This window comes from Rhodococcus sp. NKCM2511, from assembly GCF_014905595.1.
Taxonomy (GTDB): Bacteria; Actinomycetota; Actinomycetes; order Mycobacteriales; family Mycobacteriaceae; genus Rhodococcoides; species Rhodococcoides fascians.
In genome coordinates, this window is the sequence record NZ_BNHJ02000001.1 from 1,710,212 (window position 1) to 1,732,798 (window position 22,587).

General features: G+C 65.8%; 25 protein-coding genes. 14 read left to right on the forward strand and 11 right to left on the reverse strand.

The window, feature by feature from the left end; translation table 11 throughout:
* Window positions 1-46: 46 nt before the first annotated feature.
* From JLZ96_RS07775 to JLZ96_RS07785, 3 genes are all read left to right on the forward strand, one after another.
* Window positions 47-718 carry a rhomboid-like protein gene (locus JLZ96_RS07775; RefSeq protein ID WP_094666164.1) on the forward strand — a complete coding sequence of 224 codons (672 nt, stop codon included), beginning with the start codon at window positions 47-49 and terminating at the stop codon, window positions 716-718.
* 111 nt (window positions 719-829) lie between these two features.
* A complete protein-coding gene (gene sepH, locus JLZ96_RS07780; RefSeq protein ID WP_032371303.1) occupies window positions 830-1,729 on the forward strand; it encodes a septation protein SepH in 900 nt (299 codons plus the stop codon).
* A 63-nt stretch (window positions 1,730-1,792) separates the two neighbouring features.
* Window positions 1,793-2,560, forward strand: coding sequence for a DUF6928 family protein (locus JLZ96_RS07785; RefSeq protein WP_155290175.1), 768 nt, complete (start codon window positions 1,793-1,795; stop codon window positions 2,558-2,560).
* Between the two features lie 95 nt (window positions 2,561-2,655).
* Here JLZ96_RS07785 and JLZ96_RS07790 read toward each other — a convergent pair whose 3' ends face one another.
* The gene (locus JLZ96_RS07790; RefSeq protein ID WP_201009806.1) at window positions 2,656-2,919 is read right to left on the reverse strand and encodes a DUF2537 domain-containing protein; all 264 of its coding nucleotides are present in this window, start codon (window positions 2,917-2,919) and stop codon (window positions 2,656-2,658) included.
* Window positions 2,916-3,719, reverse strand: coding sequence for an RNA methyltransferase (locus JLZ96_RS07795; RefSeq protein WP_032385739.1), 804 nt, complete (start codon window positions 3,717-3,719; stop codon window positions 2,916-2,918). Before JLZ96_RS07795 ends, JLZ96_RS07790 begins: the two co-directional genes overlap by 4 nt.
* Window positions 3,720-3,794: 75 nt before the next feature.
* Here JLZ96_RS07795 and JLZ96_RS07800 point away from each other — a divergent pair, with 75 nt between their 5' ends.
* Entirely contained in the window at window positions 3,795-4,994 is a 1,200-nt protein-coding gene (locus tag JLZ96_RS07800; RefSeq protein WP_094716695.1) for a GNAT family N-acetyltransferase, read from the forward strand.
* Between the two features lie 4 nt (window positions 4,995-4,998).
* On the opposite strand, the gene JLZ96_RS07805 is transcribed toward JLZ96_RS07800, so the two are convergent.
* Genes JLZ96_RS07805 through JLZ96_RS07815 form a run of 3 tightly spaced genes read right to left on the reverse strand, consistent with a single transcriptional unit; the run spans window position 4,999 to window position 7,337 of the window.
* Window positions 4,999-5,646 (reverse strand): response regulator, encoded by a 648-nt coding sequence (locus JLZ96_RS07805; protein ID WP_201009807.1) that lies wholly within the window; start codon window positions 5,644-5,646, stop codon window positions 4,999-5,001.
* Between the two features lie 21 nt (window positions 5,647-5,667).
* Window positions 5,668-6,786 carry a sensor histidine kinase gene (locus tag JLZ96_RS07810; RefSeq protein ID WP_201009808.1) on the reverse strand — a complete coding sequence of 373 codons (1,119 nt, stop codon included), beginning with the start codon at window positions 6,784-6,786 and terminating at the stop codon, window positions 5,668-5,670.
* Window positions 6,783-7,337 carry a CcdC protein domain-containing protein gene (locus JLZ96_RS07815; protein ID WP_027495911.1) on the reverse strand — a complete coding sequence of 185 codons (555 nt, stop codon included), beginning with the start codon at window positions 7,335-7,337 and terminating at the stop codon, window positions 6,783-6,785. Before JLZ96_RS07815 ends, JLZ96_RS07810 begins: the two co-directional genes overlap by 4 nt.
* 167 nt (window positions 7,338-7,504) lie before the next feature.
* Between JLZ96_RS07815 and JLZ96_RS07820 the strand changes: the two genes are divergently transcribed.
* From JLZ96_RS07820 to JLZ96_RS07840, 5 genes are read left to right on the forward strand one after another with little or no spacing between them, the layout of a single operon-like run.
* Window positions 7,505-7,732 (forward strand): hypothetical protein, encoded by a 228-nt coding sequence (locus tag JLZ96_RS07820; protein ID WP_027495910.1) that lies wholly within the window; start codon window positions 7,505-7,507, stop codon window positions 7,730-7,732.
* Window positions 7,729-8,679 carry an ABC transporter ATP-binding protein gene (locus JLZ96_RS07825; RefSeq protein WP_032381662.1) on the forward strand — a complete coding sequence of 317 codons (951 nt, stop codon included), beginning with the start codon at window positions 7,729-7,731 and terminating at the stop codon, window positions 8,677-8,679. The genes JLZ96_RS07820 and JLZ96_RS07825 overlap by 4 nt, the downstream gene beginning before the upstream one ends.
* Window positions 8,676-9,449: an ABC transporter permease gene (locus JLZ96_RS07830; protein WP_032385741.1), complete on the forward strand. Its 774-nt coding sequence runs from the start codon at window positions 8,676-8,678 to the stop codon at window positions 9,447-9,449. The genes JLZ96_RS07825 and JLZ96_RS07830 overlap by 4 nt, the downstream gene beginning before the upstream one ends.
* Window positions 9,450-9,485: 36 nt before the next feature.
* On the forward strand, window positions 9,486-10,622 hold the full coding sequence (locus JLZ96_RS07835) for a sensor histidine kinase (RefSeq protein WP_094716697.1): 1,137 nt from the start codon (window positions 9,486-9,488) through the stop codon (window positions 10,620-10,622).
* Complete coding sequence (locus JLZ96_RS07840) at window positions 10,619-11,224, forward strand: response regulator transcription factor (RefSeq protein WP_032385742.1); 606 nt, start codon at window positions 10,619-10,621, stop codon at window positions 11,222-11,224. The genes JLZ96_RS07835 and JLZ96_RS07840 overlap by 4 nt, the downstream gene beginning before the upstream one ends.
* Window positions 11,225-11,230: 6 nt before the next feature.
* On the opposite strand, the gene JLZ96_RS07845 is transcribed toward JLZ96_RS07840, so the two are convergent.
* Genes JLZ96_RS07845 through JLZ96_RS07855 form a run of 3 tightly spaced genes read right to left on the reverse strand, consistent with a single transcriptional unit; the run spans window position 11,231 to window position 14,492 of the window.
* Window positions 11,231-12,502: an MFS transporter gene (locus JLZ96_RS07845; protein WP_032365881.1), complete on the reverse strand. Its 1,272-nt coding sequence runs from the start codon at window positions 12,500-12,502 to the stop codon at window positions 11,231-11,233.
* 57 nt (window positions 12,503-12,559) lie between these two features.
* Window positions 12,560-12,988, reverse strand: a complete 429-nt coding sequence (locus tag JLZ96_RS07850; RefSeq protein ID WP_027495905.1) for a MarR family winged helix-turn-helix transcriptional regulator — start codon at window positions 12,986-12,988, stop codon at window positions 12,560-12,562.
* 52 nt (window positions 12,989-13,040) lie between these two features.
* Window positions 13,041-14,492, reverse strand: a complete 1,452-nt coding sequence (locus JLZ96_RS07855) for an NCS2 family permease (RefSeq protein WP_027495904.1) — start codon at window positions 14,490-14,492, stop codon at window positions 13,041-13,043.
* Between the two features lie 59 nt (window positions 14,493-14,551).
* Between JLZ96_RS07855 and JLZ96_RS07860 the strand changes: the two genes are divergently transcribed.
* Together JLZ96_RS07860 and JLZ96_RS07865 are read left to right on the forward strand one after the other, a co-directional pair.
* On the forward strand, window positions 14,552-14,791 hold the full coding sequence (locus tag JLZ96_RS07860) for a DUF2530 domain-containing protein (RefSeq protein WP_201009809.1): 240 nt from the start codon (window positions 14,552-14,554) through the stop codon (window positions 14,789-14,791).
* 141 nt (window positions 14,792-14,932) lie between these two features.
* Window positions 14,933-15,076, forward strand: coding sequence for a hypothetical protein (locus JLZ96_RS07865; RefSeq protein WP_167327272.1), 144 nt, complete (start codon window positions 14,933-14,935; stop codon window positions 15,074-15,076).
* Here JLZ96_RS07865 and JLZ96_RS07870 read toward each other — a convergent pair.
* From JLZ96_RS07870 to JLZ96_RS07880, 3 genes are read right to left on the reverse strand one after another with little or no spacing between them, the layout of a single operon-like run.
* The gene (locus JLZ96_RS07870) at window positions 15,045-15,596 is read right to left on the reverse strand and encodes a phosphatase PAP2 family protein (RefSeq protein ID WP_236253856.1); all 552 of its coding nucleotides are present in this window, start codon (window positions 15,594-15,596) and stop codon (window positions 15,045-15,047) included. The two genes, JLZ96_RS07865 and JLZ96_RS07870, sit on opposite strands and share 32 nt — an antisense overlap.
* On the reverse strand, window positions 15,586-18,312 hold the full coding sequence (locus JLZ96_RS07875; RefSeq protein WP_201010683.1) for a sacsin N-terminal ATP-binding-like domain-containing protein: 2,727 nt from the start codon (window positions 18,310-18,312) through the stop codon (window positions 15,586-15,588). The genes JLZ96_RS07870 and JLZ96_RS07875 overlap by 11 nt, the downstream gene beginning before the upstream one ends.
* On the reverse strand, window positions 18,309-19,463 hold the full coding sequence (locus tag JLZ96_RS07880) for a DUF3027 domain-containing protein (RefSeq protein ID WP_201009810.1): 1,155 nt from the start codon (window positions 19,461-19,463) through the stop codon (window positions 18,309-18,311). Before JLZ96_RS07880 ends, JLZ96_RS07875 begins: the two co-directional genes overlap by 4 nt.
* A 41-nt stretch (window positions 19,464-19,504) precedes the next feature.
* Between JLZ96_RS07880 and JLZ96_RS07885 the strand changes: the two genes are divergently transcribed.
* The 3 genes from JLZ96_RS07885 to JLZ96_RS07895 are packed head-to-tail and all read left to right on the forward strand — an operon-like array spanning window position 19,505 to window position 22,585.
* Window positions 19,505-20,353 (forward strand): glutaminyl-peptide cyclotransferase, encoded by an 849-nt coding sequence (locus JLZ96_RS07885; RefSeq protein WP_374758027.1) that lies wholly within the window; start codon window positions 19,505-19,507, stop codon window positions 20,351-20,353.
* A gap of 4 nt (window positions 20,354-20,357) precedes the next feature.
* Window positions 20,358-22,076 (forward strand): MFS transporter, encoded by a 1,719-nt coding sequence (locus JLZ96_RS07890; protein ID WP_196304671.1) that lies wholly within the window; start codon window positions 20,358-20,360, stop codon window positions 22,074-22,076.
* Complete coding sequence (locus JLZ96_RS07895) at window positions 22,073-22,585, forward strand: DUF2771 family protein (protein WP_201009812.1); 513 nt, start codon at window positions 22,073-22,075, stop codon at window positions 22,583-22,585. Before JLZ96_RS07890 ends, JLZ96_RS07895 begins: the two co-directional genes overlap by 4 nt.
* Window positions 22,586-22,587 lie beyond the last annotated feature (2 nt).

Below are 22,587 nucleotides of genomic sequence, written 5' to 3' on the forward strand. Positions count from 1 at the left end.
TTGCTATCAATTACGCAAGCGTAACGACCTCGGAGGGAGCATTCGTATGTCCAGGCTCCTCTCCGTTGTTCTACGACTGCGGGTGACGCTCGTGTTCTGCCTGCTCACCGCCGCAGGAACCGTCACTCTCGGGCAGATCGGGCCGCACGATCGTTGGCATGTGCTGCACGCCGCGAGCACCAACCTGCACAATCTCACCGACGGTCATCTCGCCACGCTCGTCACCAGTGCCTTCCTCACCGAAGGCCGGCCCGATTGGTGGTGGCTCGCCTCGGTCGCCATCCTGTTCGCCGTCGCCGAGTGGGTCTCGGGGTGGCGCCGGTTTCTGCTCACGTTTTGCGCCGGGCACATCGGCGCGACGGCACTGGTGGCTGTCGGGCTGTTCGTCGGCATTCACGTCGACTGGTTTGCCGACTCGTTGGCCGTGGCCGTCGACGTCGGGGTCAGTTATGCCGCAGCTGCGGTGGCGGGGTCCTTGATTCGATACCTGACGATGCCGTGGCGCGCAGTGTGGGGCGCATTGTGGATCGCCGTTGTCGCCGCCGGAGCCATCACCGATCCCTCGTTCACCGCTGCCGGCCACGCACTGGCGCTGATCATCGGGCTCGGACTCGGCGTATTCTTTCTTCGTCGAGATTCAATGCCGTTGTCGCGCAATCGAATCGACTCGACTTCGGCCGATCGGGTGCAACCGAGCGCGCAGCTGTCTACTCTCTGAGAAAGAAACCGACGCCACCGCCGCGAGGCGTGTCGGACACCCGCCGAATACGGTAGGTGAACTAGGCTCGAATTCGACGGTATCGCGAGCCGGCGCGATGAGGAGGTCAAGGTGCGAGACTTACGTGTGGTGGGTCTCGAGGCCGACGGAAAGTTCGTCGTGTGCGCAGATCCCAAAACCGGCGACAGATTCCGGCTTCCAGCCGACGACAAACTCCGCGCAGCCTCACGCGGAGACATCGCTCGACTAGGACAGATTGAGATCGAAATGGACAGCTTGCTCCGGCCGAAGGAAATTCAGGCCCGTATCCGCAGCGGCGCGACCATCGAACAGGTCGCCGCAGATTCCGGAATGGCCATCAGCCGAGTCGAGGTGTTCGCGCACCCCGTACTGCTCGAGCGTTCGCAGGCAGCGTCGATGGCCCAGGCCGGACATCCGCTGCGGCACGACGGCCCGGCTGTGCAGACCCTGCTCGACATCGTCACCCTCGCCTTCCGCGCTCGCGGACACAACCTCGACGACGCGGCGTGGGACGCCTGGCGCGACGAGGACAACAAGTGGGTCGCCCAGCTGAAGTGGCAGGCAGGTCGCACCACCAACAAAGCGCACTGGCAGTTCTTGCCCGACGGTCACGGCGGCACCATCGCACCACTCGACGACACCGCACGCGAACTGATCGACCCGGACTTCGGACGTCAACTCCGCGGCCTGGCCCCGGTACGTGCACTCACCTCCGCCGAGGATTCCGACGACGAGACCTCGCAGCAGAGTTTCGACGAGTACTACGGCACCACCGCCGACAGCGAGATCGACGCCGAGACCATCGAGGTCGAGGTGGACGATGCGCCGACTCCCGAGCCCGAGCAGCCGCGCGAACCTGTGGCCAGGGAGCCCAGGCCCGCACCCAAGCCTGCCGCCGGTCACACCAGCGGCAAGGACAAGCGCGGCAAGCCGGCCATGCCATCGTGGGAAGACGTCCTGCTCGGTGTGCGCAGCAGCGGTCACAACTGAGTTCTTCGTGTGACCGATGTGCCGCGCGATGTCGGAGTGTCGACACCCACACCGTAGGCTTCGATGGAAGTCACGGAGAGAGAGGTGCCGGTAGTGGGGGCCAAAGCATCAACGATCTGGTACGTGGACGCGCCGGATCCCATATCGGTACTGCGAGAAGCCACCACCTCCGACTGGAACGCCGCCAGTGCGCTCGTCGGACGGCTCTACCCCCATCTCACGGCCGTCCCTCTCGAGCAGGGTCCCATCTCGACCTCGGCGGGCGTGGACGACGATCACGTGTTCATCGGGTGCTACCCCGGCGTCACCGTCGTCTGCGGATCCAACTTGTCGGTGCCCACGCCGTCGACCCTTCCCGAATCCGTCACCCGCCCACTGGCCTCCGAGCACACCTACCTCGTCGCCTCGGACCCCGAGCATGCCTGGGGTGCGTTCGCCTACTGGGAGCGCGGTGAATTCCGACGCTCGTTCAGCGCCACCCCCGTCTACATCTACGAGGACGTCGGTCTGCCTCTGGTGTGGGAGCGTCCGTTCTGGGCCGGTGACCACCCGCTGATCTACCCTCCCGGAGTGATGCCGGATCCGCAGTCACTACCGTTCCACCCCCAGGAATTCGCCGAAGCCGCCAACGCCGAATGGCTCGGCTTCCGCTACACCGGTGCCCCGAAGCCCGGCGAGCTCGACCCGAATGCGCTGCCTGTCTGCGGCTTCACCATGTACGTACCGGGCCAAGAGCCGCAGCCCCAGAACGTTCCGGTCCAGAATGCGCCCGCAGCGGACTCGGCCGAGCCCGCACCGCGACCGAAGAAGCGCTGGTTCTCCCGCAAATAGTGGCTCGGGTGGGCACCGTTGCACACAACGACCGGCAATCGACGGGATTCCGCCGAACGTCGCCGGTAGTGCGCACCCATGCCCGGGCCGGGCGGTCAGAACGCCAGAGGCACCAGGGCCACGAAACTCAGAAGCGCACCGGCGCTCGCTCCGTACACGGCCCAACGCCATACCGGAACGCCGAACCACCGCATGACCGTCGGGGCTGCGCCTGCCACGACGACGAGGTTGAGGCCGATCGCGAGCAGCGGATGAACTCTGGCCAGTTCCAGGCCGAACGCCGTCAGTGCCACCGCGACGAGGATCGCCGCGATCACGGCAACCGGGACACCGGTCCAGCGAACGTCCGGATCCTTCACGTCAGACGCACCCGTTCGTAGAAGCCCATCGCCGCGGCCGTCGCGACATTGAGCGAATCGGTACCGGGAGCCATCGGAATACGAGCGCGAATATCGGTGGCGCGCATGGCATGTTCGGTCAGGCCGGGCCCCTCGGCACCGAGCAGCAACGCGACCTTCTCCCCCGTCATCGCCGTCGCCAGAGACACCGCCTCCGGGTTCGGCGTCAGCGAGATCAGCTGAAAGCCGTGCCGCCGCACCCGATCGAGGCCACGAGGCCACTCGGGCACCTTCGCGAACGGCACTCGGAGCACATGCCCCATCGACACCCGGACAGACCGTCGGTACAGGGGATCGGCGCAGGCGGCACCGAACAACACCGCGTCCACCCCGAGACCGGCCGCATTGCGGAACATGGACCCGAGATTCTCGTGATCGTTGACGCCCTCGAGAATTGCGACCGTGTTCGCGCCGGCCAATACGTCGTCCAGATCGAGGGCCGGCGGCCTGTTCGCCGCCGCCAACACACCACGGTTGAGGTGAAAGCCGACGACCTCGGCCATCACCTCGGCCGACGTCCGATAGAACGGAACGTCCGAATCGGCGAGGTCCTCGCGCAACGCGTCGAGCCGTCGATCCACGCCGAGCAGGCTGATCATCGGAAAACGCGAGCTCAGCAGGCGCTGCGCGACGAGCACGCCCTCCGCGATCACCAACCCTTTGCCCTCTGGCAGATCGGGGCGCCTGTCCGAGGAATTGAGGTCGCGGAAGTCGTCGAGCCGCGGGTCGAGGGGATCGTCGATGTCGATTACATGCACCACCTGCTCATCTTCTCACCCGGCATTTCTGGCAGTCCCTCGGCGAACCACCACCCCGGTATGGAAAAGTTGTGAGTGATGACTACCGACGAATCGATCACCATCCGTACCGCCACCGACGACGACTGGGATGCCGTCGCGCTGCTCGACGCCCATGCGTTCGGCGAGCACCAGAACGCCGAGGACCTGGCCGAGACGCAGATCCTGACGAAGTCCGAGCACGTCTACCTGGCGTGGGACGGCGAGACCCCGGTCGGTGTGGCCATGCACTTCCCGATGTCGGTGACCGTTCCCGGCGGAGCTCAGGTCGAGGCATCGGGAGTGTCCTGGGTGTCCGTCGCGCCGACACATCGCCGACGCGGCATCCTGCGATCGATGTTCACCCAGCAGCACCGCGCTCTGAACGACGCGGGTGCGCCGCTGTCACTGCTGACGGCCAGCGAGGCGACGATCTACGGGCGCTTCGGGTACGGGCCGGTGACCGAGGAGATCAGCGTCTCGATCGACCGTCGATTCGCGCAGTTCCGCAAGGACGCTCCCCCGGCGACGGGTGTGCGGCTGATCGAATCGGCCGAGGCCACCGAACTGCTCCCGGACATCTACCACCGGTGGCAGCAGCAGACCGCAGGCGCGCAGCCCAAGCCGCCGATTCGGTGGGAACGATTCTTCGCCGATCGCGAGAACCGACGCGGCGGACTGACCGCACTGTTCTTCATCGCCCATCCCGACGGCTACGTCGCCTACCGACGCGGACGCAACCCGAGCCGGGTCGTGGTGGAGGAATTCATCGCGGTGACCGACGACGCCTACGCCGCGCTGTGGCAGATCCTCGTCGGCGTGGACCTGGTAGACACCATCGAGGTACGGCAGGCACGCGACGAGGCACTGCCGTTCCTGCTGACCAACAACCGGCTGCCGAAGGTCACCGCTCACCACGACGCTCTGTGGGCCCGGATCATGCATGTCGAGGCTGCCCTCGAGGCGCGCACCTATGCCCTCGACACATCACTGATCATCGCCGTCCGGGATCCCTTCCTCGACGCAGGCGGTACCTATTCGCTGACCGTCACGAACGGCAGAGCCACCTGCACGCGGGTGGAATCCGAGCCGGACATCGAACTCGACATCGATGTGCTCGCCAGCATCTACTTCGGAACGCACCGTGCCCGATTGTTCGCCGCGGCCAATCGCCTCACCGCCCGCAACGAAGAATCCCTGCACGCACTCGATCTGACGTTCGGAACAGCGCGTCCCGCCGTCATGGGTTGGGGTTTCTGAGCGACTACCCTGCCAGCCCGTGCGTGAAGGCGAAGTGCACGGCCTGAGCCCGGTCACGTAGTTGCGCCTTGGCGAACAGATGGTTGATGTGTGTCTTGACCGTCGCCTCGCTGACGAACATCTGCTGCGCGATCTCGCGGTTCGACAAACCGGCCGCGATCGCGCGTAGGACCTCGACCTCACGCGGGGTCAAACCAGCTGGGATCTCGGGCGGACGGGAGTGCTCGACGGCTCCGAGCAGCCGCGCCTGTACCTCCGGATTCAGCACCGCCTGCCCGGCAGCCGCTGCCCGCAATGCCGCCGCTATCTCGACCCGTCCGGCGTCCTTGGTGAGATATCCGCGTGCGCCCGCACCGAGTGCATCGAGTATCGAACGTTCGTCGGAGAAGGTCGTCAACACCACCACGGGTAGATCGGGGAAGAGCCCCTTCAGGATTCGGGTCGCCTCTATCCCGTCGGTGCCCGGCATCCGCAGGTCCATCAGCACGACATCGAGGGATTCGGTACTCATCGCGGCCTGCACTGCGGCGACCGCGCTGTCGCCGTCCGTCGCGGTCGAGACGACGGTGATGTCGTCGATCAGATCGAGCATCGTTGCCAGCGCCTCGCGCACCGACGCCTGATCGTCGGCGATCACTATCCGAATGCTCATACCCTCACCTTCGTGTTGTCTTCAGTGTGGTTGCGGCACAGCAACTGTGGCACGGACCGTCCAACCTCGCCCGTCCGGACCCGCCGCGATCGACCCGCCGACCAGTGCGGCGCGCTCGCGCATGCCGACCAATCCCATTCCGGTACTGTCGACCGGTTTCGGCGGCGACGGAGCCGGGCCGTTGGTCACGGAGAGCTCCACTTGTTCTGCCGCGAAGCGAAGCACTACGTCGACTGCCGCTCCGGGGGCATGAGTACGGGCATTGGTCAGCGCCTCCTGCGCGCACCGAACCAGGAACTGCGACTGCGGCGTATCGAGATCGACAGCCTCGCCCTCGATCCGGAAGTTCCCGTCCGCGTCCACCAAAGCGGCCATCGTCGGCACCAGGGGCAGCACGTCCTGACGCAAAGTCTGCACGGCCCTGCGGGTTTCGGTGAGGCCCTCGCGAACGAGGCTCTGCGCCTTGCTCACCGCGGCTCTGGCCTCGTCGGCACGACCGGCGTCGAGCAACGCGTCGGCGACTTCGAGCTGCATGTTGACCCCGGACAGCGAATGCGCGAGAACGTCGTGGATGTCGCGTGCGATACGGGCCCGCTCGGCCAGGGCATGCTCGCGCAATTCGGCGTCGGTGGCGCGCCGGGCATTGCGCAGTGCGTCCAGACGACTGCGTCGTGAATACCCGATCAGTACCGGCCACCCGGCGAAAAGACCGGCGGCCCATGGCCACCCGTCGACACCGTGGTGATCGGCGATCCACAGCGCGCACGCGCACGCCACGCTGAGCGACACCGCATACGGAAACGCAATCGACGGCTTGAACCGCCACCCGGCATGTCCGGCGAACAGGAACGGAAACGCTGCTGCGACCCCGGTTCCGCCCAGAGGAAGAATCGCGGCGGAGGCGACCAGTGCGATGCCGGCCCCGGCGAGCGAGAGCCGGAGACCGGTCGACCGTCGCGACACCGTCGAGGCCGCCAGTACGAGACTGTTGACGACGAGCAGCGTGAGCACGAGCGGATCGTGCAGATCCGACGTCGCGAACGCCGCCACGACGACGACGGCCGTGACATACGGCCGACTCGACAGCCGGAAGCTGTCGAGTGCGGGTAACCGTACGTCCGGCGTGGGTGCCGACGTCACCGAATCTTCGCCCGTCCTTCGCGAACCCGACTGTGCATGTCGGCCAGCGTAGGCGACAACGTGTGGTTGCCGGACTTGTCGGCTCGCCACACGATGGTGGCCTCGGAATGCATGGCTCGGTAGAGCACCACGACCGACTCGGCGAGGAATCCGACCCCCACGGCCAACATGGTGGCCTGCCCGGCGACCGACGCTGCTGCCGGATCCACGACATTCTCCACCGGCACGAGGAGGAGGCGCACCGCGATCGCGGCCACCCACAGGCCGACCGACGCCAACGAGTAACGCATCCATGCCGCTCCGTCCCGCTCGGCGATCCGGACGGTGTAGCCGCGGACCACCCCGAACACGGCTCCGACGACACAGCCGAGGAGCAAGAACCCGATCGCCGTGGCCGAGAGCGCCGTCGAATTCAGTGACGCCAGTCCGGCGACGGCGAGGATCGCCGGAAGCACCAGCATGCGCCGAGCTTCCATGAGCTGGCCGGTCATGCGCCGCACCAGCAGGTATCCGACCAGAAGGACTACGAGAGCAATCGTTGCAATGTTCATGGCAGCAACGCTACGAAGATCGCGGTGGGGGCACATCGACCCACGGGTGGAGATCGGGTGGAGACACGCGCGCATGACGTTTGTCATGGCTGGACCGTGACGCTGTCACCTCAGGTCATGATGCGCTGCACTGTTTTCGGGGCTCGACGCGCAGCAGGATCGTAGTCATGAAGCAACCAGACGAAGGAAATCTGTTCACCGATCTGATGGAGCTCGGGCCTGCTCCGACGATGGCGCGTGAGATCGTCGTCATCGTCATCAGCATCGCGATCATCGCCGTGTTGTTCGCGATTGTGGGGCCGTCCGTTCCGGCGTTCGTCGCACTGGGCGTCATCGTGGCCTTCATGGGTGTCCGGTTCGTCATCGGACTGCGCCATTGGGGGACGCAATCATGACCATCATCGACGTCGACGGGATGACGCGCCGGTACGGATCGGGCAAGAACGCCTACGAGGCCGTCCAGGCTCTCGATCTCCATGTCGCGGAGGGTGAGCTGTTCGGCCTACTGGGCACCAACGGTGCGGGCAAGACATCCACTCTCGAAGTGATTCAGGGCCTTTCGCGACCCAGCAAGGGCACGGTGCGGATCATGGGAATGGATCCGGTGGCCGATCGCCGTAAGGTCCGGCCTGCTCTGGGAATCATGCTGCAGAAGGGTGGCCTGCCTCAGGATCTGACCACCGCCGAGAGTCTTCGGATGTGGGCCGGCACCTGCAGCCATCCGCTGCCGGTGGCGGAGGTGCTCGGTCGCGTGGACCTGGCCGACCGTGCCGATACGCGGGTCAAATTCCTGTCCGGCGGCGAGCAGCGCAGGCTGGACCTGGCATGCGCGATCATCAGCCGTCCACGCATCTTGTTCCTGGACGAGCCGACCACCGGTCTCGACCCCGAAAGTCGCCGCAACACATGGCGGTTGATCCAGGAGTTGAAGAACTCCGGCGTCACGATCATGTTGACGACGCACTACCTCGACGAGGCCGAATCGCTGTGCGATCGACTGGCGATCATGCACCGCGGCAAAGTCGTTCGGAGCGGCACGGTGGACGAGGTGGTCGCCGACCATCCGGCGAAGATCGAACTGAAGGCCCCTGGAACGGCACTGCCGTCGCTGCCGGGCACATCCATGGACGTCTCGGGAGAGACGGTCTCGATCCAGACGTCCTCGGTTCAGGAGACGCTGACCGATCTACTGATGTGGGCTCGCACCAACGGCGTCACCCTGCACGGCCTGGACGCCCGCGCGGCATCGCTCGAAACCGTGTTCCTCTCCATCGCAGACGAATTCGACAACTCCGATGTGAACGACCCAGCTACCGACAAGACCGAGGTGATGAGCGCATGAGTACGATGACCGCCCTGTCGCGAGCAGAATTCACACTGCTCGGACGCAACCGAGTACTGCTGTTCAATGCGGTCGTCATGCCGTTGATCTTCCCGATCGTGCTGCTGATCGTCGGCAGCCGGTCCGACAACGGATTGACCGATACCGGAGTCGGAGCGGCGCTCGAGATCTTCGCCCTGTTCCTCCTGGTGTTCATGGTCTACTACAACATGCTCTCGATCTACGCCACGCGGCGAGACGAGTTGGTACTCAAGCGACTTCGCACCGGAGAGAGTTCGGACATTCAGATACTGCTCGGCCCGGCGATACCCTCGCTGATCCTCACCGTCACACTGGGCCTGATCGTCGGGGCCGTCGTGCTGGCCTTCGGCGGCCCGGTTCCCACCAACGTCCTGCTCGTTGCTGTTGCCCTCCTCGGCGGCGCTGCACTGTTCGCCGCACTGGCGTTGATCACGTCTGCCTTCACCCGTAATGCGGAAGCAGCGCAGATCACCAGTCTGCCGGTCATTCTGGTCGCGATGGCAGGGTCGTCACTGCTCCGCGGTGTTCTTCCGGATTCGCTGAGCAACGTCATCGACCTGACTCCCATGGCCGCGGTGTCGGACCTGTTGAATCTGGGCTGGTTCGGTACCACCACCCCCGGCGACGCGTCGGTCGGGTTCGCCGCCACCTTCGGCGAGGCCGCCATGCCGGTGGCGGTGATGCTGGCCTGGATTCTCGGCAGCCTGCTGATCGCTCGCACCCACTTCCGCTGGGAACCGCGGTCCTGATCGCACTGTCGTCGTCCGTCTGCAAGGCTGGAGATCATGAAGCTGTACGAGTACCTCAATCCACTGCACGGCTGGAACGACAGCAGTGCAGTGGAGAAGGTACGCGTCTACACCCGCCAATCGTTCCTGCTGATCACCGTCGGTGTCGCCGTCGGCGCGATGCTGACGACGCTTCAGTACGACGACTATCGATCGACGGTGGCGGCAGCGGTGTGTGCCGCCGCCGCTTTCGTGGTCGTTCAGCGCACCCCGGCACTCGGCGGCGAGTCGACGGCCAACCCTCGAATCCCGTTGGCGATCATGGCCGTCGCCGCTGTGGTGCTGGTTGCCGGAGGGACGACGAGCAACGCGCTCTGGGCCGCGGTACTCGTCACCACCGCGGTCGCGACCCTGATTCGATTGCGCTGGTCTCTCGCGGCAGCCGTGGCCGCCGCCGCGATTGCCGCGGCCGTGGGAACCCCGGCGCTGGAAACGGTAATACTCGGCCTCTTCATCGCTTTCATGGCCTTCACCGTGCAACTGTCGGCGTGGCTGCTGCGCATCGTGACCGAACTCGACGCCACCCGCGACGCAGCCGCAGCTCTCTCCGTCGCCGAGGAGCGCCTGAGGTTCTCGCGCGATCTGCACGACGTCGTCGGACGCGCGCTCTCGGCCATCGCGGTCAAGAGCGAACTTGCCGCGACGCTGGCCCGTCGGGGTGACGACCGCGCCGCGACGCAGATGGACGAGGTGCGCGCGTTGGCGCAGGAATCGATGACCGACGCCCGAAAGTTGGTGCGCGGCTATCGATCGGTGGATGTCGCAGGCGAACTCGACGGTGCCCGCTCGCTCCTGTCGGCGGCCGGGATATCCACCGAGCTCACCGGCGAGACCTCGGCACTGTCCGAGCGCGCGGCCGAGGCGGCCGCCTGGGTGGTTCGTGAAGGCGTGACGAACATACTGCGTCACTCCGCGGCCACCTATTGCCGAATCGAACTGACCGACAGCAGTATTCGACTGACCAACGACCACCCCGGTGCGCCGAACGGCCGCAACGACGGCACGGGTCTGAGCGGCCTACGGGAACGCTTGGTCGCGGTCGGAGGGGAACTGCGCACGGAGCAGACAACCGAGAAATTCACCCTCATCGCAGTGTTGCCCACATCGCCCCAGAACCCGAGGACCACACCATGATTCGAGTTCTACTGGCCGACGACGAGAACCTCATTCGATCGGCGCTGGCGACCATGCTCGATCTGGAGGACGACATCGAGATCGTCGGACAGGCCGATTCGGGCGAGAAGGCCCTGACGGTTGCCGCGACCCTGGCACCCGATGTGGCAGTGCTGGACCTGCAGATGGGCGGGATCGACGGCATCGAGACGGCGCAGAAAATTGCCGAGACACTGCCCACCTGCGCGTCGATCATCGTCACCAGCCACGGTCGGCCGGGCTACCTGAAGAAGGCGCTCGAGGCCGGCGTGCGCGGGTTCCTCCCCAAGACCACCTCGGCCGCCACCCTGGCCGAGGTGGTGCGCACCGTGCACGGCGGCGGGCGGTACGTCGACCCGACGCTCGCCGCGGAAGCCATCGGGGCCGGGGACTCACCGCTCACACCGCGAGAAGCCGATGTGCTCGAGTTCGCCGCCGACGGCGCATCGATCGCGGAGATCGCGCAGCGCGCGCATCTGTCACCCGGGACCACCCGCAACTATCTGTCTGCGGCGGCCGCGAAACTCGGGGCGGCGAACCGGCACGAGGCCTGCGCACTGGCCCGACGCCACGGGTGGATCTGAGGAGCGTCAGACCTTGGCGGCTGCGGCCACCGTGTCGAGGGTGGGCAGCCGGTGCCCGTCGGCGGGCGGCACCACGGTGATCCGCAAGTTGTTGTGCCGCAGCAGATACACGGCAGCGAAAAGTCCCGTCGCCAATGAGATGACACCGCCGAACAACAGCGGTGCGCGTGGATCGAGGGCGTCGGCGAGCCAGCCGAGCACCGGGCTGCCCAGCGGAGTTCCGCCCAGGAAGCACAGCATGTAGATGCCCATCACGCGGCCGCGCATGTCGGACGGCACCGACATCTGCAGAATGTTCATCGCCGACGTCGTGAACGTCAGCGTCAATGCGCCGGTGGGCACCAACAGCACTGCCACGAGAACGTAATTGGGCATCAATCCCACGAGTAACTCGAACAGACCGAACGCGATGACCGCACCGATGAAGAGCCGCAATCGAGGGGCGGTGGCGCGCCGGGCCGCCAGGGTCGCTCCCGCGAGCGTGCCGACCGCGAGGGTGGTCGACAGCAACCCGTATGCGTCGGCTCCGCTGCCGAACGTGTTGCGCGCCAGCACCGACAGACTCAGCGGAAAATTGAGACCGAACGTCGAGACCATGAACACCGTCGCCAGCAACACTCGTAGGTCTCCCCGCCCCCAGACGTAGCGAAAGCCCTCCCGTACCTGCCCTTTGGCGCGCGGTGCCGGTTCGACACGGAAGAGTTGACCGACGTTCATCGCCAGGAGGGCACCGAACACCGCGGCGAACGACACCGCGTTGATCAGGAACACCCAGCCGGTACCGACGAGGGTGATGAGCACTCCCGACACCGCAGGCCCGACGATCCGCGCCATGTTGAACGTCATCGAGTTCAACGCGATCGCGTTGGACAGAGTTTCCTTGCCTACCATCTCGATGGTGAACGATTGCCGCACCGGCGCGTCGATGGCGGACGAGCAGCCGAGGATGAAGGCGATGACATAGACGTGCCAGAGCTCGACCATGTTGCCGACATCGAGCACACCCAGCACCAGACCGCAGACTGCGGCGAACACCTGGGTGATCATGAGGAGTTTGCGCTTGTCGTACCGGTCTGCGAGTACTCCGCCCCACACCGACAGAAACAGCGTCGGCCCGAATTGCAGGGCCATGACGATGCCGACGGCAAAGCCGTTGCCGCCGGACAGCGTCAGCACGAGCCAGTCCTGGGCCACCCGCTGCATCCACGTTCCGACCAGCGAGACGATCTGCCCCGACGCCCACAATCGGTAGTTGCGAGTCTTCAGAGCAGCGAACATCGTCGCGCCGGACGTACGTGAAACTGGAGCCACAGGTCAAATAATAAACCTAGGTAACTACTCGGAGTCGCTGACCAATGCGCTGATGATGCTCACTGCATCTCGCAGCGTCGCGAGCTGCTCGGGTCCGAGGCCTGCCAGCTGTGCGGTCATCCACGCCTCGCGAGCACTCGCCTCGTCCGCGATCAGTTCCTTGCCGGCCGCCGACAACGACACGATCACCTGACGGCCATCGGTGGGATGCGGCGTGCGCTCCACCAGACCCAGCTCGGCCAACGACGCGATCACCCGCGTCATCGACGGGGGTTGAACCCGCTCCCGAGCCGCCAACGCGCCAGGCGTCATGTCGCCCTCCCTACTCAGCGTGGCCAGAGCCGACAGCTGAGTGAGCGACACTTGCGAGTCCACTCGCCTACCTCGAAGGTGGCGAGTCAACCTCACCACCGCAAGCGACAGGTCGCTTGCCAATTCCCGATTGTCTTTCACACTGTTTCCCGACGTCACAGCGCAGAGAATACGCCCTGGTACCGACCCAGCATCAGGTAACCGCATCCGTGATGGGACCGACTGCGAAAAACGCTACGAACAGCAACGCGACGACCCATAACAGGGGATGTACCGTCTTCGCTCGGCCCGAACCGACGGCGAGCACGACCCACGTTATGAAACCGACGCCGATACCGTTCGCGATGGAGTACGTGAACGGCATCACCAGGATGGTGAGGAAGGCCGGCAGCGCGTAATCGAAGCGCTTGAAGTCGATGTGGAGAACCTGACCGATCATCAGTGCACCCACCACCACCAGCGCCGGAGCAGCCGCCTCGATGGGCACGACAGCCGTGAGCGGGGTGAAGAACATTGCCAGCAGGAACAGCAGGCCGGTGACGACGTTGGCCAGTCCGGTGCGTGCGCCTTCCGCGATTCCCGAGGCCGACTCGACGAACACCGTGTTCGACGATGCGGACGCGCCGCCGCCCGCAATGGCTCCGGCACCTTCGACGACCAACGCCTTGCCGATGTTGGGCAGCGTGCCGTCCTTGTCGAGATTCGCTTCTTTACCCAGACCCGTCATCGTTCCCATCGCGTCGAAGAAGTTCGCGAGGACGAGCGTGAACACCAACAGACTCGCGGCCAGCACACCGATGCGGGTGAACGCACCGAACAGGTCGACGTTGCCCACCAGCGACAGGTCCGGCGACTGTACGAGAACGCTGGGCAGCTGAGGCACGGACAGGTTCCAGCCCTTGGGGTCGACGCCGTTCGACGGCCCCACGTCGGTGACCGCCTCGATGATGGCCGCCAACACCGTCGTGACCACGATGCCGATCAGCAGACCGCCGCGGACCTTGCGCACCACGAGCACACCCATCAGCAACAACCCGAACACGAAGATCACCGTCGGCCACGACGCGATGGACCCGTCGATGCCGAGGCCGACGGGAACCGTCGTGCCTGCGGCGTCGGGGATCCGGCGTACGAAGCCGGAATCGACCAAGCCGATGAACGCGATGAAGGCACCGATGCCTGCGGCGATCGCGGCCTTCAGTTCGGGCGGAATCGCGTTGAACACCGCCGTCCGGAAGCCGGTGACGGCCAACAGAACGATGATGATGCCGTCGATGACGACCAGGCCCATGGCCTCGGGCCAACTGACCTGAGGAGCGATGGTGACGGCCAGGAGAGTGTTGATGCCGAGGCCGGCCGCGATACCGAAGGGGTAGTTCGCGATGATGCCGAACGCGATGCTCATGAAGCCGGCGACCAGTGCCGTCACGGCGGCAACCTGGGCGACGGGCAGGATGTTGCCGAGCACGTCGGTCTTGGCAGCTGCGTCGTCGGCGGAGAAACTACCGAGGATCAGCGGGTTGAGCACGACGATGTAGGCCATCGCCACGAAAGTGACGACACCGCCGCGAACCTCGGAACCCACAGTCGAGCCGCGCTCGGTGATCTTGAAGTAGTTGTCGAGTAATCGCGACGACATAGGCATGAGTGAAAGATAAAGCACACCGCGAGGGTTGGCGAAATATGGTGGCGTAGCGTGAATACGTGGCCGACGTCCCGCAGATCCCGCCCCGCCTCACCGATCCGGTGCCGGTGTTGACGATCGGCATCCTCGGTTGGATCGTTGCGCTGGTCGTGTTCACCGCCACCGGCGACCGCAGCGGCGACGCGGTGGCGACGTGTTGGTCCGGCATCGCGGTCGGCGCTGTCGGGTTCGCTCTGTTCCTGGCGCAGAGAGCCGCGTCACGACGCGGCAGCAGAACCGCCCAACGCGGCCTCGATTGAGATCAGGATCACGTTAGCCCGATCACGAAAACCCTTCTGACGTGGGCAAACTAACCCCTCAGCCGGTTGAGTAACACAGAGTTAACGTGGAGCATAGGTTATGTCAGTTTCGATAACCTTTGATCCACGAAAGCACAGGCCATGAAGTTCGTCGCTCAGTACCGCAACCGCCGCAACCACGTCCGCTCGCTCCGCGCCCTTTACGCACGCGCCAACGCTGTCTCCAGCCCGGCCATGCGTGACGAGCTCCTCGTCATCGCGCAGCGCTCGGATTTCTCGCGCTGATCGCTTTTTCGGCGTAGATCCAACCCAGCCCCCACAGGGCACCGAACACCCAGCCGGCCAGCACGTCCGTCGTCCAGTGCGCACCCAGATAGATCCGAGAGAATCCGATCAGCAGGGCCGCGACCACAGGCAACGTCAGTAGCACCGGCCGATGCAGCCACGGAGTGGACGATCGCAGCATCACCGCGATCGCCACCGTGGCAAGCAACATCGACATCGTCGCGTGGCCGGACGGAAACGAATGGCTCGAAATCTCCACCAGGCGTTCAGGAATCGGTGGACGCTCTCGCTCGAACGCAAACTTGAGCGCATTCATCAGCCCCCACCCGGTGAGCATCGACCCCGCGACCATCCACGCGTCGACAGTCCTCTTGGACGTCAGCAACGCGCCCCACGCTCCCGCGGACAACACGAACATCATGAACGTGTTCCCCACCGTGGTGATGATCCAGAACATCGTCGTGACCCACCCGACTCGATGCTCGACCATCCACTCCAGCACGGCATGATCAGGCCCCACGAGGTCGCTCCCAACTTTCCACACAATGCACTGTCCCGTCTGCGGTCACCCACCACGGCACAGCGCGGTCACCGCTGACAGCCCCCGACAACCGCACCACGAGTTCGCGGTGCACCACCACCGAACCTGTCGGCAGCGGTAGACCCAGCACCGCACAGGCCAGCACGGCCCCGGGCTCTCGATCCCACGAGCTGACGCGTCCGACTCCGCGAACCTCGCCGCTGATGGCCTCCGACGCCCGCCTGATGTCGAGGACATCGGCCAACGCGGCTGCCGTGGTCATGTCCGAGAGCACCGCCACCTCCGGTGGCACGACCGGTGCCAGCCATGGCGCATCGACGACCAACCCGTCCGACGCGTCGGCCACGGTGCCGCCGAGAGTGCGCACGCGATCCGGTGGATCGAGATCCGCCACGTCGATGCGTCGATCCAGGACGGCACTGGCAATCAGCGTGTGCGTGCGCGCGATCACCGCCGCCGTCGGATGTCGCTGCGGGTCCTCGAGTGCACGCAACAACACCCGCGCGCTCTCGACGCTCTCACAGGTCGACGCGGCGAGCACCGCGTGCAGTTCGTCGGCGCGCGGATGATCCAACGGATCGAGCAGACCGGTGAACGTCTCGTCCGACGGCGCCCGGAACGTGATGGGCGAGCGGTTGTCGAGCAGCGCATGACGTCGCAGCCACCATGCCGTGTAGCCGTCCCGGTCGGTCAAGGCGGCACGGGTGCTCGGTTCGTCGAGCAGAATCGTCAGAGCTTCGGCCCAGGCATCCGACCGGACCAGGTCGAGATCACGAACCGCAACAAGGGTTTCCGGCTCCGTGGCCAGACTCGACCACCAGGCGGGCTCGTCGTCCAGGTCGTGATCCGGCCCCGTCGGACACTCGTCGCGTACCACCGAGAACCCCCAGCCGACGCCCACCGCGCGCAGGGCCCGCTCGCCGAACCTGGCCACCGAGGCCGCCGACAGAACACCGAACGGCGAATCCCGAACCAACAGCCTAGCCAACGGTGCACCGGGCAGCAACAGTTCGTCCGCACTGCGCAATTCGCCCTCGTCGTCTTCGAGTGGCAGACTCCCGAGCCACCCCGGAAGCTCTCCCGCCTCCCCCGCCAGCGCCAGCACTGCCGACACCAGGCCATCCACCTCGTCGCCGTCCCAATCGAGATCGTCGAGGGCCGCTTCGAGGGCGGGATCCGACAACAGCTCGGCCGCAGTGGCCTCCCGCGCACCCAGCCGAATCAACAACGGACTCACCGCATCCGGATGCACCAGGCGTACCCACGTGACCTCGGCCGACGCGTCCGACCCGACGACGGTAGTCCGTGGACCGGTGACCGTACGACCGTCGGCAAGAGGAACCGGCAGCGCAGCAAGCTCTTCCGCTGCGACCCCGTCCACGACGAGCGGTGTCAAGGCGTCGTAGAGTCGCCGCCACCAGGCCGGCTCACGGGCCTGCCCGCCGAGCATCTCGGCCAACCGCGCCAACCCGATGCGGTGCACTCCCACCGCCGACAACGCCGACGCGTGCCGCGCGCCCGACAGAGCGGCGTCCACCAGATTCGGGACCACATCGAGCAACACCGCGGCGAGTTCCTCGGTGGCATCGGCCAGAACATGGGCACGTTCGGGTACGAGATCGGGTCCGTCGGCAGCGGGAAGCCATGGTGCGGTGGACAATCGGCGAAAGATCAGCTCACGTAGCTCACCGTCGATCGCACTGCGCGCGAACCCGACCTCGGGTACGAACGACACTCGCGCGGACGCAGGCAACGACGCCACGAAATCGGGATAACCGTGGGCCACCTCGGCGACAGAGACGCCGGGCAACACCCGTCGTCGATCCGGCTGCATGGGCACATCGGCAACGACCAACGCAGGCAACGACAACAGCTCGTCCGACCGCGTCGGGGCCCGCAACACATCCGGCGCTGCGGGAACGGGTAGACCGTCGACCATCGGAACGATCCACCGCGCAGCCGAGGTGGTGTACTGCAGCCACGTTCGCGAACCGATGGCGATCTCGACGCGTGCATCGTCGAGTTCCGTTCTCACACAGTCGACGACGACGCCATCGATCTCGATGGAATCCAACGCGTCGAGCTCGAGCAACAAGTCGACGGCCTCGTCGAGGAACCCCCCGGCAAAGGATTCCGCTTCCACATCGGGTCGCGGCGTCAACACGATCTCGGTATCGAACCCGGCAGCGGGCGGTGTGGAAGTAGGCCACGCCAACCGCAGCACCGGCACACCCGACTCCGGCACTGTCATGTCCCGCTCGCGCAACGCGCTCAGAGTGCGCTCGGCGCTGAACGTCACCCCGCCACCGTGCGAGCGGACCTCGATCTCGTCGGACACCGATCGCACCGCGGTGAACCCGACCCCGAACTGCCCGACACCCGGATCGGCCGCAGCCTTCGCCGACGCCCGCAGCGCGGTGAGAGCATGCACACCCGACACATCCAGCGCGGCACCGGTGTTGGCGACATGCAGTGCACCCGCCTCGTCGGTCCACACCGAGAGCCGACCCGGGACGCCGGCTCGCTGCGCAGCATCAGCCGCGTTCTGCGCCAACTCGGTCAACAAACGATCGCGGTATCCCCCGCGCACCAGATCGGCCTCGGATGCCGAATCTTCCCGCAGCCGCGTGGGCGAGGAACCCCAGGACGCGAGAATGGACTCGCGAAGCGACCCGGTACCGAAAGGATCGATCAGCTCGGCGATGCCGAATCCTCGTGCTGCACACCATCGTCGACACTGGAATCGGCGACGAGGTCGACATCGGAACCGACATGGGGCGTATCGGCATCGACTGCGGGAGACGCGTCATCAGTCGAAGAGGCGTCGCCAGTGGAAGGGGCTGCATCAAGGGAAGGGACTGCGTCAGGGGAAGGCGCTGCGTCAGCGGCATCGTGCCCGGTCTCGACCACCTCTGGCTCTGCCGGTGCGGAGTCTGCCGACTCGGGTGCTGCCGCGTCGGGCTGGGGCTCCTCGGACTCCGCCACCGCTACCGTCTCGGCCGACGAGACGGTCGCCTCCGAATCATCTTCTGCAACAGCGTCGTTCGTCGTTGTGACGTTCGACTGTGCGGCACCGGTCGGCGACGGAGTGACGTCGAGTGCTGCGTCGTCGTACGGCTCGAACTGCGGCGAGCCCGCTCCGGTGGGCAGCTCGGTATCGGAGTGCGCGCCGCAACCGTATTCGACGTGCACCACATGACCGTCGGCGGCGAACTCGTTGCCGCACACTCCGAACGCTGCGGAGAGCGATCCCGCGAGGGGTAGGTAGAAACCGCAGAGTCCGCACGTGGACGGCGCGGCCTTGGCCATCTCGCTGTCCGGGCCGAAGTCGCCGTCGTGCCATCGTTCGGCGGCATCGAGCCGTCCTTCGAGGCTGGTGACCTGAGTGCGGCCGAGCCCGATCTCGCCGGCCACCTCGTCGATGGCGGGGTCACCGGACGCGACGTATCCCGGCACCAGTCGCGGGTCGTCTCGACGTGGAGAGAGCAGATCGCCCGGCCCGAGATCACCGGGTCGGATGCGCTCGTCCCATGGCACCCAGGACGGTGCCACGAGAGCATCGGGACCGGGTAGCAGCACGAGTTCGCTGACGGTGGCGTGATCGGCGTCGTCGGGAGCAGCGACGACAACGGCCCACTGCCATCCGCGATAGCCGTCCAGATCGCTGGCGAAGCGGTGGGTGGCAGCACTGTCGTCCTCCACGGTCACGCCGAGGTACTCGCCGACACCGCCCTCTCCCAGCTCGAGCAGAGCCTTCCGCGCGAGATCCACGGCATCGGCCAAGACGGGGCGGATGGATCCGAGCTCTGGAGAAGATACGACACTCACACATTCAGTTTGCCGCATCAACTCGGTGACGCCCAGTTCGGGCTGCCATCATGGATGCAATGACCGTCCGCGCTCGCACCTTCGCTGCACTCGTGACGTCCCTGTTGACCGTCACCGCCTGCTCTTCGACGTCGGGTCCAGGCGACTCGGCCCCCATCACGTCGGACTCGGTACCCACGCTGGGCGCCGAGGTTCTGCGTTCCTACGATCGCGCCGACGACGCCTTCACTCAGGGGTTCGAGATCGACGGTGATGTGCTCTACGAGGGCACCGGGCTGGAGGGCTCCTCCTTCGTCCGCCGCACGTCGCTCGAGAACATGACCGAGCTGGGGCGGGTCGATCTGCCGTCCGACCTGTTCGGCGAGGGCATCACCGTCGACGGCGACACCCTGTGGCAGATCACCTGGCAAGACGGAGTCGCCATCGCCCGCGACCGAGACACCCTGGCCGAACAGCGCCGAGTGGACTACGACGGCGAGGGATGGGGGCTGTGCACGCAGGGTGAAGGATCCCCGGACGACCGACTGGTCATGAGCGACGGCACGTCCACCCTGACCTTCCGTGACCCCACATCCTTCGACGCCGTGAACACCGTCGACGTCACACTCGACGGCAATCCGGTGGAACGGCTCAACGAACTCGAATGTGCCGAGGACGGCTCGATCTACGCCAACGTCTGGCAGACCTTCGACATCATGCGCATCGACCCCACCACCGGCCGCGTCACCGCCGTCGTCGACGGCAAGCCGATGTGGGATTCGATGTCGGCCACCGAGCGAAACGGAGCCGACGTCTTGAACGGCATCGCCCAGATCCCCGGGACCGACAGATTCCTCGTGACCGGCAAATTCTGGCCAAAGATCTTCGAGGTGCGATTCACCGATCCCGCGGCCGTAGGACAGAATTGATCACGTGACCGATCCGCGACTCCCCCACCCCACGCCAGGTGCGGAAAACTCGGGCGCTGGCAACGAAACCGGTCACTCCACTGCTGACGAACAGAGCTCGGAGCATCCCGGTTTCGTCAACTATCCACCGGCCGACCCCCGTGCTGTCCAATCCGGTGCCGGCGGCCACGTTCCGAGCCGCCGCCAACCGTTGCCGCCGCTGCACCCGGCGCGCACGCAGCAGATCACTGCGGCGCGCGGCCGAACCGGCGGGCGTAAGCCACCACCGATGCCCAAGAAGCTCACCGTCACCCGCGTCGCGGCGATGCGTGGGCGCGAGCTGACCGGCAAAGGAATCGCGTCGTTCCAGCGGGCTGCGAAAGCCGATGGGGCCGACAAGTCCGGGCTGACCGCGCTGACCTACGCGACGATGGCGAACTTCGCATCCGACGCTGCCCTGGCGATTGCACTGGCCAACACGCTGTTCTTCTCCGCGGCGACCGGTGAGGACAAGACGAAGGTTGCGCTGTACCTGGTCATCACCATCGCTCCGTTCGCGCTGATCGCGCCGCTGATCGGCCCGTTGCTCGACCGGTTGCAGCACGGCCGACGCATCGCGCTGGCCACCTCGTTCGGCCTGCGTACCGTGCTGGCGGTGGTGTTGGTGTTCAACTTCGACAGTTGGGTGCTCTATCCAGCGGCGCTGGGCATGCTCGTCCTGAGCAAATCGTTTGCGGTACTCAAGAGTGCGGTGACGCCGCGGGTACTGCCACCGGAGATCGACCTCGTCCGCGTCAACTCGAGGCTCACCGTCTTCGGACTGCTCGGGGGCACCATCGCCGCAGGCGCTGTCGCCGGCGGTATCGCCTTCGTCGCCGATTCGCCCGGCGCACTGTGGTTCGTCGCCGCGATCACCGTGCTCGGCGCATACCTGAGCATGCGCATCCCGTCCTGGGTGGAAGTGACCGAGGGCGAAGTTCCGGCCACCCTCGGCTACCACGCCGACCAGCATCACGGCAGCGATTACCCCGGCAGCGGTGCACCGACCGAGAATCTGAGGCGCACCCCGCCGCCTGCCACCGCCGCCAAGAACCGCAGGCAGCCACTGGGCCGTGCGGTGATCGTCGGACTCTGGGGCAACGGCACGATCAGAATTCTCACCGGCTTCCTCACGCTGTACATCGCGTTCGTCGCAAAATCCCGCACCGAACACGAGCCGCTGCAGCAGGCCGCGATGCTCGGACTGGTCGGAGCCGCCGCCGGTCTCGGCAACTTCGCCGGCAACGCACTCGGTGCCAGGATCAAGCTCGGCCGACCATCGGTGGTCGTCCTGCGGTGCACGGTCGCGGTGACGGTCGTCGCCGTCGTCGCAGCCGTCACGGACAGTTTGCTCACTGCCGCCGTGGCCGCCCTGGTCGCGTCGAGCGCGAGCGCACTGGCCAAGGTCTCGCTCGACGCGTCTCTGCAGTCCGACCTGCCTCCGGAGTCCATTGCATCCGGGTTCGGCCGCTCGGAAACCGTCATGCAGCTGTGCTGGGTTCTCGGCGGAACGCTCGGGGTGTTGCTTCCCACCGAGTACTGGCTCGGTTTCACGGTCGTGTCGGTGTTGCTTACGATCGGCCTCGTGCAGACCTTCCTGACGTACCGCGGTCGATCATTGCTACCCGGGTTCGGTGGCAACCGGCCCGACCATGTCGAACAAGAAGTATCCGACAGCTCCTACGGCGAAAACGTGACCAAGTGAACCTGGCTCCCCGCACCAAGAAGATCGCGTCGCTGATCGCCGCCGGCCTGTTCGTCATCGCCGTCGCGTTCGTCGGTGTACTCGCCGTCCTGATCGGCAATGCTCCCGACAAGGAACCGGTCGTCACGGCGTACTCCAACGGTCGAGTCGTACAAGTCGAGCCGTACCTGTACTGCGCCGTGAGCGACCCGCTGTGCACCAACGTCGGCGAGACCGCCGAGATACAGGTGGGATCTGCCCCGACGGTGCAGTTGTCGATGCCCGAGGCCGTCTACTCCGCGCCGTGGGAACTGGCACTGGTCTACGGCGACGACAGCGGGGCGGTCGTCGAGAGCAGCCAGTTCAACCAGCCCGGAACCCGGCTGAGCGTCACCGTCCCGACGACGGACGACGGCGGCCGAACGTTGCTCGGCATCGAGGTTCGGCTACCCACGGGAATCATCGACACCGCCACCAATACCGAGAGCTTCGTCAGCCACGCGATCTGGTCCATCGGCGCGCGTCCGTAACG